This window comes from Curtobacterium flaccumfaciens, assembly GCF_018598405.1.
Classification (GTDB): domain Bacteria; phylum Actinomycetota; class Actinomycetes; order Actinomycetales; family Microbacteriaceae; genus Curtobacterium; species Curtobacterium aurantiacum.
The window spans coordinates 46349-60153 of sequence record NZ_JAHEWS010000003.1 but is presented as its reverse complement, the minus strand read 5'-3'; the positions used below and the strand labels follow the sequence as shown (position 1 = coordinate 60153).

The window sequence follows — 13805 nt, the reverse complement described above, 5'->3', positions numbered from 1 at the left end:
GGGTGTCCGGTGGGCAGTACACTGGTTCCCCCTCTTCCCGAAGGGTTGTGTGTGTCCGAACCGACCGAGATCGACCGTGAACGCGGCTACGTCGACGGCCTCTTCCGCCGTCTCGACGAGCTGACCGCCGAGGCAGAGCAGCGCCTCGCCGAGACCCGCCGTCAGGCCGTCGGCGGGAACCACCAGAGCCGCAGCGAGCGCGATGCGTACGCGCGGCTCTACGAGGACACCGTCGCGACGCTCGAGCGGGTGGGGGACCGGCTGGTCTTCGGCCGGCTCGAGGTCGCCGAACCCGAGAGCCCCGACGACACCTTCCGCTACATCGGCCGCGTGGGGCTGCGCGACGCCGAGCACCGGCCGCTGCTGCTCGACTGGCGCGTCCCCGGTGCCAGCGCCTTCTACCAGGCCACCGCGGCGCACCCGATGGGCATGCGCTCCCGCCGGCACCTGTCCCTGCAGGGGCGCCGGGTGGTCGGCGTCGAGGACGAGGTCTTCGACGCCTCGCTGTACGACGACGAGCGCACCCACCTGCAGGGCGAGGGGGCGCTGCTCGCCGCGGTGACCGCCGAGCGCACCGGCCGGATGACCGACATCGTCGCGACGATCCAGGGCGAGCAGGACCGCATCATCCGATCCCCGCTCGAGGGTGTGCTCATCGTGCAGGGTGGTCCCGGCACCGGCAAGACCGCCGTGGCGCTGCACCGCGCCGCCTACCTGCTCTACTCGTACCGTGAGCGGCTGCGGGGCTCCGGCGTGCTGATGGTCGGCCCGTCGCCCGCGTTCCTGACCTACATCGAGCAGGTGCTCCCGTCGCTCGGCGAGACCGGTGTCGTGATGGCCTCGCTCGGTTCGCTCTACCCGGGCGTGCACGCGACGACGCACGACACCCGCGACGTCGCCGCCGTGAAGGGCGCAGCGCAGATGGCGTCGCTCCTTCGGCGGGCGGTGCGCTCGCGCCAGGTCGTGCCGACCGAGTCGGTCACGCTCGACGTCGAGGGCGAGCGGCTCGTCGTCCCGCCGCAGCTCGTCGCCGACGCCATGAAGCGTGCGCAGGACCGCGGCAAGCCGCACAACGCCGCCCGTGTCACGTTCAACAAGACCGCCCTCGACGCGATGACCCGCCTGCTCGCCGAGCAGCTGCGGGAGCGCGGCACCACGGTGGACGAGGCCGACGAGAAGGTCCTGCGCGAGGACATCCGGAGTTCGTACGACGCCCGCGTGCTGCTCAACACCGCGTGGCTGCCGCTGCCGCCGGAGAAGTTCCTCGAGGACCTCTACGCCCGGCCGAACTGGCTCGCCTCGCTGACCCCCGACTGGACGCCGGAGCGCCGCGCCCTGCTGCAGCGCGCCCGCGGCACCGCCTGGACGGTCGAGGACGTCCCCCTGCTCGACGAGGCCGCCGAACTGCTCGGTCCGTTCGACCCCACCGGCGGCGCCGCCAAGCGTGCGGCGAAGGCCAGCCGGAACCGCGACATCGAGAACGCCCGCCAGGCGATCGAGAACATGGGCGTCGAGGGCATCGTCAGCGCCGAGCAGGTCGCCGGCTCGTTCGCCGAGGGCGGCGACCCCCGCTCCACGGCCGAGCGGGCCGCCGAGGACCGCGAGTGGACCTACGGACACATCGTGGTCGACGAGGCGCAGGAGCTCTCACCGATGCAGTGGCGCGTGCTCGCCCGCCGCAACCCGCTGCGCTCGTTCACGATCGTCGGCGACATGGCCCAGGGCTCCTCGCCCGGTGCCGCACGCACCTGGGACGACGTCATCGGGGCGCTCGCCCGTCGCCGCCGAGGCCGTGCACCGCAGGTGCCGCTCGACCACCGCATCGAGCAGCTCACCGTCAACTACCGCACCCCGCGGTCCATCGTCGAGGCGGCAGGGGCCTTCGCGGACAGCGCCGGCCTCACGGTCACCCGCAACGAGGCGGTGCGCGACGGCGACCCCGTCGAGCGCGTCCGCGTCGCGCGGGCCGACCTGCTCGACACCGTCGTGGCGGTCGCCGACACCGAGCGTGCCCGGATCGGGTCCGGCACCATCGGCGTCATCGTCCCCGAGTCCCAGGTCGACACGATCCGCCGGCGGCTCGCCCGCACCGAGGCGGACGTCCGGGGGCTCGCCTCGCCGAACGCCGGCTCGCTCACGGTGCTGACGGGTGCGGACGCCAAGGGCCTGGAGTTCGACGGCGTGCTGCTCGTCGACCCGGACGGCGTGGGCGCCGACGCCGCCCGTGCCGCCGCCGCGGTCTACGTCGCGATGACGCGTCCGACCCGTCGTCTGACGGTCATCGACGTCGACTGACGATGGCGCGCGCGTCCGGCGCGCACTCCGTGAGCAGGAACGGTCCGGGTCCGTCGGTCCCACGCGACCGCTCCTGCTCACGACCGTTGGGGGCGGTGGCGTCTCCGCGGGGCGGACGGGAGGCCCGGTGCGGGCCCGCCACGGGCCTCCCGACTCAGGTCGGGTCACCCTCGGAGCGCACGCGCGCGACCAGGCTGGCCCGCGGACCGTCGAGGCGCCGGGTCAGTCGCGCTTGCGGTGCTCGACGAGGGCGAGCGCGTACGACTCCCACCACTGCCCGGCCGCGGGGCCGCCGTTGCAGGTGCCGTCGCTGAGCCCGGGCGTCTTGACCCAGAGCAGTGCGTCGAGCCGGGTCGAGCCGCCGGTGACGTGCGGCTCCTGGCCGAGGCCCGCGCCCTCGGGGTTGCACCAGGTGCCGCGCCACCCCTGCCCGTTGCGGGAGACGTCGATGACGAAGTGCGGGTCGCCGCCGATCGCGTCGGCGAGCTCGTCGGCGTAGGCGCGCTCCTGGTCGACGCGGTAGAAGTTCGACACGTTCGTGAAGAAGCCCTGCACCTCGTCGACGCCGGCCTGCCGCAGCCAGTCGGCCATGGTCGCGGTCGGGACGCGGTTCTCGTTGCCGCCGTCCAGGTACACGGTCAGGCCGTGACCGGTGAGGGCGTCGACGGCCTTCCGCAGCAGGGGCAGACGTTCGTCCCGCAGCCGCTCGCAGTTCTGGATCTGGGCGATCGAGTCCGGTTCGACGAGCACGACGGCGTGCGAACCGGCCATCGCGCGGACCGCTGACCGCACCCACGGCAGGTACGCGTCGTCCTCGGTGCCGCCCTTCGAGTAGCTGCCGCAGTCGCGGTCCGGGATGCTGTACAGGACGAACACGGGGGTGGCGTCACGCTGCTCGGCGGTGCTGACCACGGACCGGATCGTCGAACGGGTCTCGGAACGCGAGGTGTTCGTCAGCCAGGTCGCGATCGGCTGGTCGGCGATCACCGCGATCTGCTCGGCGGTCTCGGCGTCGCCCTCGGCCCGTGCCTGGCGCTCACGGATGCCGGCCTGGTTCACGGCCGTCGGCTGGCGCGCGAGCCCGCCCGGGAACGCCTCGGCGGCGGACTTCCGCTCCGTGACGGAGCGGCCGCTCGGGGTGGCGCTGCCGTCCGGCTGGCCGCCGTTCCACGGGCCGACGACCACGAGCGTCGTGACGACCGCGGCGACGACGACGGCCGCGACGGCGATCCACCCCCACTGCCGCAGGCCGCCCGTGCGGTTGCGGCGCGGGGTCGGCGGTGCCTCGTGCTCCGGCATGCTGCGGTGCTCCCTGATCTGACCGTTGCGGTGTCGGTGGTCCGGGCGCGGATCGCACCCGGACCCATGCTGACAGGTGCGGGGGAGTCCTGACCAGCACCGACCCGTGATCGCCCAGCTGCCGCACCGGCCCCTGGCAGGAGCGCTCCAGCGACCGTGCAGGACCGTGCAGCACACTGTCCGGATGTTCCGTCGACTGCTCCTCCTCGCCGTGACCGCGGCGTACGCCTGGGTGATCTGGCGGATGACGCTCACCCCGCAGGTCTTCACCTCGGCCCAGAACTCGCTCGTGCTGCACGCGATCGCGTGGGTGCAGCAGCTGCCGCACGGTGCGTGGTTCACCTACGAGCGCACCGAGTTCCTCGCCAACATCGCGATGTTCGTGCCGGTCGGGATGCTCGCGGCCCTCTGGCTGCCCCGGCGCTGGTGGATCCTCGGCGCCCTGGTCGCCGTCGTGCTCTCCACCGGCATCGAGTTCGCCCAGGCCACCTACCTGCCGTACCGCGTCGCGGACCCGCGCGACGTGCTCTCGAACGGCCTCGGCGGGCTGCTCGGCGCGACGCTCGTCGGACTCGTCCGCAGTCTGCTGCCGGAGCGCCGCCGTCGCCGACTGCGCCCCAGGACCGCCTAGGTCTCTGGTAGTCTTGGGCGGTTGCCGTCGAACGGCCGCGGACAAAGAGCGCTCGTGCATCAGGCACGGGCACCGCGCAACGGACAGGAAGGGGATCACCATGGCACTTGACGCACAGGTCAAGCAGGAGATCATCGAAGAGTACGCGACCCACCCGGGCGACACCGGATCCCCCGAGGTCCAGGTCGCCGTTCTGACGCGTCGTATCAACGACCTGAACGAGCACCTCAAGGAGCACAAGCACGACCACCACTCGCGTCGTGGCCTGCTCCTCATGGTCGGTCAGCGTCGCCGTCTCCTCGGTTACCTCTCCGACGTCGACATCGCCCGCTACCGTGCGCTCATCGAGCGCCTCGGTCTGCGTCGCTAGTCGACCGACACACGCTTGACCGAACGCCCCGGTCCTCTTCACGAGGACCGGGGCGTTCTTCGTTCCCGGGGCGTTCGACGCTCGGCGGGGGCGCGCTCCGTCCGCGCTCCGTCCTCGGTCGGTCGCGACACGTCGCCCGCGCTCGTGCGGCGGTCATGATTCGTCGGCCACCGGGGTCCCAAGCGACACTTCGTGACCGGTCCGGAGTCAGCGCGCGGGGAGTCGTGACCGATCGGCACGCTGCTCGATGGCGGGAATGGTTGCGACGATGACCCGGTTGGATGCTATGTTCATGCAAACGCATCGAAAGTCGGGAAGCATCATGACCACCATCGCCGTCGTCTCCGCCGGACTCTCCGAGCCCAGCTCCACCCGCCTGCTCGCCGACCGCCTGGGGGAGGCCGCGGTGTCCTCGCTCGTCGCCGAGGGCACCCCCGCACACGTCGTGCACGTCGAACTCCGACCGCTCGCGCACGAGATCACCGACGCGATGCTCACCGGGTTCGCGGCCCCGGCGCTCTCCGCAGCGACGGCCGCCGTGGTCGAGGCCGACGCCGTCGTGTTCGTCACGCCGATCTTCACCGCGGGCGTCAGTGGGCTGGCGAAGTCGTTCCTGGAAGTGCTCGACAAGGACTCGATGGCCGACATGCCCGTCCTGCTCGGTGCGACCGGCGGGACGTCGCGGCACTCGCTCGCGATCGACCACGCCCTCCGGCCGGTCTTCGCGTACCTGCGCGCGGCGATCGTGCCCACCGGGGTGTTCGCCGCGACCGACGACTGGGGGACCGACGGTGACGCGGCCGCCCTGGACGGTCGCATCCGCCGGGCCGGAGCCGACCTGGCCTGGGCGATCCGGGCCTCCAGGCGGACCCCGCAGGAAGCCGACGCGCTCCCCGCGACCCCGGACTTCGCGAGCCTGCTTGGTGGCCTCGGCCACTGACTCGCTCCCGAGACGCCGTCGTGTTCGCGAGACGCCGCCGAATCCGGCGGCGTCTCGTGCGTTCGGCGGCGTCTCAGTGAAACGACGGCGTCAACCGGACGGTCAGTACCAGTGCGGGTTGACGCTCATCTCGTGGTTCCAGGCGCCGCAGGGTGAGCCGTAGGCGCTCTTGATGTAGGCCAGGCCCCAGTTGATCTGCGTCGCGGCGTTCGTCCGCCAGTCGGCTCCGGCGACCGCCATCTTCTCGGCCGGCAGTGACTGCGGGATGCCGTAGGCGCCGCTCGAGGCGTTCAACGCGTTCGCGCGCCACCCGGACTCCTGCGTCCACAGTGACACCAGGCACGAGAACTGGTCGTCGCCCCATCCGTACGACGCCAGGGCTCCGCGCGCGTAGGCCTGAGCGCCGGCCGGGTCGACGACGACGCCGCCGGTGCTCGGGTAGGACGTGCCGGTCCCGCCGCTGGTCGCGCCGCCGCCGCCGTCGTTCGCCGCTGCCGCGTTCGCCGCTGCCTCGGCCGCTGCGGCTGCGGCCCGCTTGCGCTGCTGCTCCGCCTTCTGCGCGGCGACCCGCTGGCCGAGCTCGTACCCGGCCTCCTGCTTCGCGGTGCTGTCCCTGAGTGACGCGAGCTGCGCGTACAGCTCGTCGCTGTGCCGCTCCGTCGACTCGACGGCGGCGTCCGCCGCCTGTTCCGCCGACTTCGCAGCAGCCGAACGTTCCTCGGCGGCCTGCGCGCGCGTCGCGCGCTCCGTCTCCGCCCGCTGGGCCTGTTCCTGCAGCGACGAGGCCGTTCCGGCGGCGACGGACGCGTCGTCCATGACGCCCGACCAGGTCTCCGACAGCTGGTCGAGCGCGCCGAGCTGGTACAGGAGCTGGTCGGGGTTCGTCGCGGTCGCGATCCGGGTGGTCATCTGGTTCGTGCTGCCGTCGCGGTACAGGTCCGCGGCCAGCTGGCCGGCCCGTTGCTGGGCCCGGTCCGCCGTCTCGGCTGCGTGGTGCGCCTGGGCCTGGAGGCTCGTGGCGGCCTGGGCGGCCGTCGCCAGCTCCGCCTCGGCCGCGTCCGCCTTCGACGAGGCGACCAGGGCGGCCTGCGACTTCGCGGCTGCTTCGTCCTGCGCCGACTGCAGTGCAGCCTGCACCTTCTGCACCTCGGCGCGCTTCGCGGTCTCGTTGCCCTTCGCGCGCTGCACGTCCTGCCAGGTCGGGTACTCGGTCGCGTTCGCGGGCACGGCGGTGAGGGCCGGGGCGACGAGCGCGCCGACGACCACGGCGGCCGCGACGAGCACGCCCCGCGAGGGGGTGAGGCGCATGTCGGCAGGCTACCGATGTTCACCAGGAGTCCAGCGAGCCGCGCCGCCCACAGCCTGAGGACTGGTAAAGTCCATCGTGTCCGAGGACTCATTCCCCGGACGTCACACACAACACTGCGCAGGCCGGGCACGGAGCTGGTCATCGGTGGTGGCTCGCGGGCCGGAACGGTTTCCCGAGTGCTTCTACTGCTGGCCAGACATGCGTCCGGAACGATCGGCGCGCACGCACCATCGAGTGCCGTCGCCACGGCCTGCCGGAAACACATCAAGGAGGCGCCCTTTTGGAGGGTCCCGAGATCAAGTTCGCCGAAGCCGTCATCGACAACGGCAAGTACGGCAAGCGCACCGTCCGGTTCGAGACCGGTCGGCTCGCACAGCAGGCACAGGGCGCGGTCGCCGCGTACCTCGACGAGGAAACGATGCTCCTCTCGGCCACCAGTGCCGGCAAGCACCCGCGTGAAGGATTCGACTTCTTCCCGCTGACCGTCGACGTCGAGGAGCGCTCCTACGCCGCCGGCAAGATCCCCGGTTCGTTCTTCCGTCGCGAAGGCCGTCCGTCGACCGAAGCCATCCTCGTCTGCCGTCTCATCGACCGGCCGCTGCGTCCGTCGTTCGTCGACGGCCTCCGCAACGAGGTGCAGATCGTCATCACCGTCCTGAGCATCGCTCCGGACGAGTTCTACGACGCGCTGGCCATCAACGCCGCGTCCGCGTCGACGCAGATCTCCGGTCTGCCGTTCTCCGGCCCGATCGCCGGTGTGCGCCTCGCGCTCATCGGTGACCAGTGGGTCGCGTTCCCGAAGGCCTCGCAGCTGGCCGACGCCGTGTTCGACCTCACCGTCGCCGGCCGTGTCGTCACGGACGAGGCGGGCAACGAGGACGTCGCGATCATGATGGTCGAGGCCGAGGCCACCGAGCACGCCTGGGACCTCATCCAGGGCGGCGCCACCAAGCCCGACGAGGCCATCGTCGCGCAGGGCCTCGAGGCGGCGAAACCGTTCCTCAAGTCCCTCGTCGACGCGCAGGCCAAGCTCGCCGCGCAGTCGGCCAAGGAGATCCAGGACTTCCCGGTCTTCCCGCCGTACGCGCCCGAGGTCTACTCCGCGGTCGAGGCCCTCGCGCTCTCCGAGCTCGGTGACGTCTACAAGATCGCCGCCAAGACCGAGCGTCAGGACGCCGACGACGCGCTCAAGTCGCGCGTCAAGGCCGCCATCGCGGAGCAGGTCACCGCGGGCTCGCTGCCCGAGGTCGCCAACTCGCAGGTCGGCGCCGCGTACAAGTCGGTCACGAAGAAGGTCGTCCGCGGCCGCATCCTGACCGAGCAGATCCGCATGGACGGTCGCGGCCTCGCCGACATCCGTCCGCTCGACGCCGAGGTCGCCGTGATCCCGCGCGTCCACGGTTCGGCGATCTTCCAGCGCGGTGAGACGCAGATCCTCGGCGTCACCACGCTGAACATGCTCAAGATGGAGCAGCAGATCGACTCGCTGTCGCCCGTCACGAAGAAGCGCTACCTGCACCACTACAACTTCCCGCCCTACTCGACCGGCGAGACCGGCCGCGTGGGTTCGCCGAAGCGTCGCGAGATCGGGCACGGCTTCCTCGCCGAGCGCGCCCTCGTGCCGGTGCTGCCGTCGCGTGACGAGTTCCCGTACGCCATCCGTCAGGTCTCCGAGGCGCTCAGCTCCAACGGCTCGACCTCGATGGGTTCCGTCTGCGCCTCGACCCTGTCGCTGCTCAACGCCGGTGTGCCCCTCAAGGCCCCGGTCGCCGGCATCGCGATGGGCCTGGTCTCCGACACCGTCGACGGTCAGACCCGCTACGCGGCACTGACCGACATCCTCGGTGCGGAAGACGCCCTCGGCGACATGGACTTCAAGGTCGCCGGTACCTCGGAGTTCGTCACCGCGATCCAGCTCGACACCAAGCTCGACGGCATCCCGTCGACGGTGCTCGACGCGGCGCTCAAGCAGGCCAAGGAGGCCCGCTCGGCCATCCTCGGTGTGCTGAACGAGGCGATCGACGCCCCCGACGAGATGGCGGACACCGCTCCTCGCGTGATCTCGGTGCAGATCCCCGTCGACAAGATCGGCGAGCTGATCGGCCCGAAGGGCAAGACGATCAACGGCATCCAGGACACCACGGGCGCCGACATCTCGATCGAGGACAACGGCACCGTCTACATCGGCGCCGTCGACGGTCCGTCGGCCGAGGCCGCTCGTGCCCAGGTCAACGCGATCGCGAACCCGACCAACCCGGAGATCGGGGACCAGTTCCTCGGCACCGTCGTGAAGATCGCCACGTTCGGCGCCTTCGTGTCGCTCCTCCCGGGCCGCGACGGTCTGCTCCACGTCTCCGAGGTGCGCAAGCTCGCCGGTGGCAAGCGTGTCGAGAACGTCGAAGACGTCCTGGGCGTCGGCCAGAAGGTCCTGGTCGAGGTCACCAAGGTGGACGACCGCGGCAAGCTGTCGCTCGCGCCCGTCGTGGCCGACGAGACCGAGGGTGACTCCACCTCGGCCGAGACGGTCCGCGCGCACGCCGAGGACCCGGCCGAGGGCTGATCCTCACCGCGTCCTGACGCACGAACGGCCGCCGTCCCTTCCGGGGCGGCGGCCGTTCGCCGTTGCGGGAGCGTGCGGTGCGTGCGGTGCGTGCGGTGCGCTGCGTCGGTCGCGGAAGTTTCGCGGTGAGCGACACGTCACGGGCGCGGCGCCGCGTGGACTGTCGCTGTGCCCGAAAGGTCGCGGCGCCGGCGCGCACCCGGTCAGGCGGCGGGCGTCTCCTGCGTGCCCATGAGCTGCGCGCGTCCGAGCAGGTGGTCGCGGAGCATGAAGCCCACGACCGCCGGGGTCGCGTCTGCCGGCACCTCGAGCACCGGCACGTCGAGGGCGCTCAGCGTGAAGAAGTAGCGGTGCACGCCGTGGCCCGCGGGCGGTGCGGCGCCGAGGAACGTGTCCGAGCCGAACTCGTTGCGACGGCGGAGCGCCTCGGCAGGCAGCAGGGCGTCATCCGTGCCGGCACCGGCGGGGAGCGAGGTCACCGAGCCCGGGATGTCGGTCAGGCTCCAGTGCCAGAAGCCGGAGCCGGTCGGTGCATCGGGGTCGTACACCGTGAGGACGAAGCTCTTCGTGCCCTCCGGGGCGTCCGACCACTCGAGTGCGGGGGAGCGGTCCTCGCCGCCGACGTCGGAGCCGCGCGCCGAGGTGGGCAGCGCAGCCCCGTCGGCGAAGTCGGGGCTCGTCAGGGTGAAGGACGGGACGTCGGGCAGGTTCCAGTTGGGGTCGTTGGCCATGTCCCCAGCCAACACCCGCCGGCTCGGGCTGCGCTCGATGCGCGCGGCGGGCTGTGGAAGTTCGCACGGGACGGCCTGGAGGCGCGGTGCGGGGCCGCCACGGGCCTCCCGTCCGTCTGCGGTCACCACGACCGCCCCGCGAAGGCGACAGATCTGCGTCACGCGGGTGTATCCCTGCCGCGAAGGCGACAGGATCCCGCGAACTGTTCGCGGTGATCTGTCGCTTTCGTGCAAGCGAGAGCGACAGCCGAACGCGACAGCGCGGGCGGGAGCCGGGCGTCAGCCCGCGAGCACCCGGTCGACCACGCGGTTGAGTGCGGCGGTCGCGGCGATCGCGTCTCCGGCGTAGGCGCCGGCCATCGCTCCGTCACGCGCGAGCATGAGCTCGTCGGCGCCGTCGCCGGGGAGGGGGTGTCCGGCCTCCTGCAACAGGGTCGCGAGCCGCTCCGTGTACCACTCGCGGTGGGTGGCGACGACCTGGCGGACCGGGTCGCGCGGGTCGTGGTACTCGGCGGCGGCGTGCAGGAACGCACAGCCGCGGAACGCCGGGTCGTTGACGTCGTCGGCCAGTGTTGCGACCCAGGCGCGGACGGCGCGCTCGGGGGAGCCAGCGTCGGCGATGAGCTGCTCCATCCGCCCCTGCACGCGCTCGTGCTGGGTGCGGATGTAGGCGAGGATCAGGTTGTCCTTCGACCCGTAGTGCTTGTAGAACGTCGCCTTCGTGACGCTCGCCTCGGAGATGAGACGGTCGACGCCGACGCTGTGGATGCCCTCTTCGTAGAAGAGTCGCGTGGCGGTCTCGAGGACACGGACCTTCGCGCCGCCGGAGCGGGGAGTCGGGGGGACGCTCGACCCGTCCGGCGACGCGAGGTTCTTGCTCGGGCCGGGGAGACGCTGGACGGCCGGTTGGGGGGAATCGACCGTCACAGCGTGTACTCCTCGGACTCATCGGCTCCGCGACCGGAGTGGGGGGACTCGGTGGTCGCGCAGGACTGATGTCCCGAGCCGCCGGATCGGAACTTAGGGGGGCTTTCGATCCGGCGTGAGCAACAGTAGCACAAGGAGGACAGACAGACGAGTCGGTCTGTCCGCACTTTCTGTACCCCACTTCGAGTGTCAGGAGCGCCGGGCCGGGAAACTGGGCGGGCCGCCCCGACGGATCAGTAGGCTCGTCTGCGATGAACCAGCCAGTGCCACTGCCGCTCGGGGCCCCGGACACGTCGTTCCTGACGTCCGGCGGGGCCTTCGTCCGTCGCACCGTGCTGCCGTCGGGTGTCCGTGTGCTGACCGAGGCGGTGCCGGGTGCCGCGTCGACGAGCATCGGGTTCTGGGTCGGCGTCGGTTCGCGTGACGAACGCGACGGTCAGTTCGGGTCGACCCACTTCCTCGAACACCTGCTCTTCAAGGGCACGGAGACCCGATCGGCGCTCGACATCGCCATCGCCTTCGACTCGGTCGGCGGCGAGCACAACGCCGCGACCGCCAAGGAGTACACCTGCTACTACGCACGGGTCCGGGACGCCGACGTCCCGATGGCCGTGAACGTCATCGGTGACATGGTCACCGGCTCGGTGCTCGAGCCGGACGCCTTCGCCGTCGAGCGCGGCGTCATCCTCGAAGAACTCGCGATGGCCGCCGACGACCCGGCCGACGTCGCGGGCGAGGCGTTCTTCGCCGCGGCCTTCGGCGGACACCCGCTCGGCCGTCCGATCGGCGGGACCCCGGACAGCATCCGCGCGGTCCAGCGCGACGAGGTGCTGGCCCACTACCGCGAGCACTACGCACCGAACGGCATCGTCGTCACCGCCGCCGGTGCCGTCGACCACGACCGGTTCTGCGAACTCGTCGCCGGGGTCTTCCACGACGCGCCCGACGCCGACCCGCTGCCACGTCGCACACCCGAGACCGTCGCCGACCCGGTCGAGCCGAAGCTGTCCGTGGTGCACCGACCGACCGAGCAGGTCAGCATGCTCCGGGGCTCGCAGGGCCTCGACCTGCGCGACGACCGCCGGCCCTCGCTCAGCGTCCTGAACGCCGTGCTCGGCGGCGGGATGAGCTCGCGCCTGTTCCAGGAGGTCCGCGAGCGTCGCGGGCTGGCCTACGCGGTGTCGTCGTTCGCCCCGGCCTACCTGGACAACGGCGCCTTCGGTGTCTACGCCGGGTGCGCGCCGGACAACGTCGCCGGCGTCATCGACATCGTCGACGCGGAGTTCCGCCGGATGGTCGACCACGGCATCACCGACGACGAACTCCGTCGCGCGAAGGGCCAGATCGAGGGGGCACTGACGCTCTCGCTCGAGGACTCCGACGCCCGGATGACCCGCCTCGGCCGCTCCGAGCTCGGCACAGGGGAGTACACCGACCTCTCGACCGCGCTCGAACGCGTCGACGGCGTCACCACCGACGGCGTACTCGAACTCGCGCGCGACCTGCTCACCCGACCGACGATCACCTCGGTGGTCGGTGCCGTGCAGCAGGACGAACTCGCCGCGGCCATCGGGATCGGCAGCTGAGCAGGGACATGTCGCACTACCTGTACCTCGTCCGGCACGGCGAACACCAGGACGCCGAACACGGCCTGCGGGACGGCAAGCTCTCGGAGCGCGGGAAGCGTCAGGCGACCCTGATCGCGGACCGACTCGGCGGTGTGCCCTTCGACGGCGTGTACCACTCCCCGCTCGAGGCCCCGAGCGAGACCGCTGCGTTCCTGTCGCAGCGCCTGCCGTCGATCCAGCCGGAGCCCTCGACGCTGCTCTTCGACTGCATCCCCTCCGGTCCGACCCCGGACATGCCGCACGCGTACAAGGGCTGGTACGGCGGCATCACCGAAGAGGAGATCGTCGCCGGACAGGCCCAGATGGGTGACGCCGTGTCGGAGTGGTTCACCCCCGCGCGCGAGGACCGTCACGACCTCCTCATCACGCACAACGCCGTGATCGGCTGGTTCGTGCGCGAGGCGTTCCAGGCTCCGGAGTGGCGCTGGATGGGCACGAACGTCGCGCACACCGCCCTCACGATCATCCGGATCCGCTCGGCGAAGCCCGCCGAGGTCGTCACGCTGAACGACCTGGCGCACCTGCCGGTGGAACTGCGCACCGGTCTGCCGGTCGACCAGCCCGTCTAGCGACGCGCCCTGCCCGGGATCGCCAGCCTGCCTGGAGGCCCGTGGCGGCTCAGGCGATCGGCTTGCGGTACCAGGCGGTCGCGTTCGGGTTGTCGTTGAACGGCTCGACTCGCTCGTAGCCGCGGCTCCGGTACAGCGCGGCTGCGGCGACGAGCGAGTCGTTCGTGTCGAGCACGATGCTCGTCGCCCCGAGGTCGGCCCCGGCACGCTCGAGCAGGTCCATCACGGCCGTCGCGACGCCCTTGCCACGTCCGTCCGGGGCGACGAAGACGTGCTTGACCTCGAACCGGACGTCGACGGCTCCCGACGCGTCGACACCGTCCGCGATCCGGCGGAGCCCACCGCACCCCACGGCGGTGGCACCCTCGTACGCCACCGCGAACACCCCGTTCGGCGGTGTGAACTCGGCCGCCGGGGTGCGTTTCCGCGAGTAGCTGCCCTGCGCGCTCGGGAACGTCGCCTCGCGCTCGTCCAGGTACGCGTCGAGCAGCACGTCGACCTCGGGCAGATCGGCCGGCACGGTCCTGACCTCGACTGACATGCGTC

Annotated in this window: 12 protein-coding genes; 7 read left to right on the top strand and 5 right to left on the bottom strand. The window is 71.5% G+C overall.

Annotated elements, in window-relative coordinates; genetic code table 11:
• The first annotated feature begins 51 nt into the window (after positions 1–51).
• Positions 52–2295 (top strand): HelD family protein, encoded by a 2244-nt coding sequence (locus tag KK097_RS02840; protein WP_214543631.1) that lies wholly within the window; start codon positions 52–54, stop codon positions 2293–2295.
• 222 nt (positions 2296–2517) lie between these two features.
• On the opposite strand, the gene KK097_RS02835 is transcribed toward KK097_RS02840, so the two are convergent.
• Positions 2518–3594, bottom strand: a complete 1077-nt coding sequence (locus KK097_RS02835; protein WP_214530681.1) for a glycoside hydrolase family 6 protein — start codon at positions 3592–3594, stop codon at positions 2518–2520.
• Between the two features lie 166 nt (positions 3595–3760).
• Between KK097_RS02835 and KK097_RS02830 the strand changes: the two genes are divergently transcribed.
• The 3 genes from KK097_RS02830 (at position 3761) to KK097_RS02820 (ending at position 5535) form a co-directional block, all read left to right on the top strand.
• Positions 3761–4225, top strand: coding sequence for a VanZ family protein (locus KK097_RS02830; protein ID WP_214530682.1), 465 nt, complete (start codon positions 3761–3763; stop codon positions 4223–4225).
• Positions 4226–4325: 100 nt separating this feature from the next.
• Entirely contained in the window at positions 4326–4595 is a 270-nt protein-coding gene (gene rpsO / locus KK097_RS02825) for a 30S ribosomal protein S15 (protein WP_071270776.1), read from the top strand.
• Between the two features lie 322 nt (positions 4596–4917).
• Positions 4918–5535 (top strand): CE1759 family FMN reductase, encoded by a 618-nt coding sequence (locus tag KK097_RS02820; protein ID WP_214543630.1) that lies wholly within the window; start codon positions 4918–4920, stop codon positions 5533–5535.
• Between the two features lie 102 nt (positions 5536–5637).
• Here the strand turns inward: KK097_RS02820 and KK097_RS02815 are convergent, their stop codons facing one another.
• Complete coding sequence (locus KK097_RS02815) at positions 5638–6843, bottom strand: coiled-coil domain-containing protein (protein ID WP_214543629.1); 1206 nt, start codon at positions 6841–6843, stop codon at positions 5638–5640.
• 281 nt (positions 6844–7124) lie between these two features.
• Between KK097_RS02815 and KK097_RS02810 the strand changes: the two genes are divergently transcribed.
• Positions 7125–9404, top strand: a complete 2280-nt coding sequence (locus KK097_RS02810) for a polyribonucleotide nucleotidyltransferase (protein WP_110864729.1) — start codon at positions 7125–7127, stop codon at positions 9402–9404.
• A gap of 203 nt (positions 9405–9607) precedes the next feature.
• On the opposite strand, the gene KK097_RS02805 is transcribed toward KK097_RS02810, so the two are convergent.
• Positions 9608–10135 carry a YbhB/YbcL family Raf kinase inhibitor-like protein gene (locus tag KK097_RS02805; protein ID WP_214543628.1) on the bottom strand — a complete coding sequence of 176 codons (528 nt, stop codon included), beginning with the start codon at positions 10133–10135 and terminating at the stop codon, positions 9608–9610.
• Between the two features lie 279 nt (positions 10136–10414).
• Entirely contained in the window at positions 10415–11062 is a 648-nt protein-coding gene (locus tag KK097_RS02800) for a TetR/AcrR family transcriptional regulator (RefSeq protein ID WP_214530686.1), read from the bottom strand.
• A gap of 251 nt (positions 11063–11313) precedes the next feature.
• Between KK097_RS02800 and KK097_RS02795 the strand changes: the two genes are divergently transcribed.
• Complete coding sequence (locus KK097_RS02795) at positions 11314–12648, top strand: M16 family metallopeptidase (RefSeq protein ID WP_214543627.1); 1335 nt, start codon at positions 11314–11316, stop codon at positions 12646–12648.
• Positions 12649–12656: 8 nt separating this feature from the next.
• Positions 12657–13259: a histidine phosphatase family protein gene (locus KK097_RS02790; RefSeq protein WP_214530688.1), complete on the top strand. Its 603-nt coding sequence runs from the start codon at positions 12657–12659 to the stop codon at positions 13257–13259.
• 49 nt (positions 13260–13308) lie between these two features.
• On the opposite strand, the gene KK097_RS02785 is transcribed toward KK097_RS02790, so the two are convergent.
• On the bottom strand, positions 13309–13800 hold the full coding sequence (locus KK097_RS02785) for a GNAT family N-acetyltransferase (RefSeq protein ID WP_214530689.1): 492 nt from the start codon (positions 13798–13800) through the stop codon (positions 13309–13311).
• Between the last annotated feature and the right edge of the window lie 5 nt (positions 13801–13805).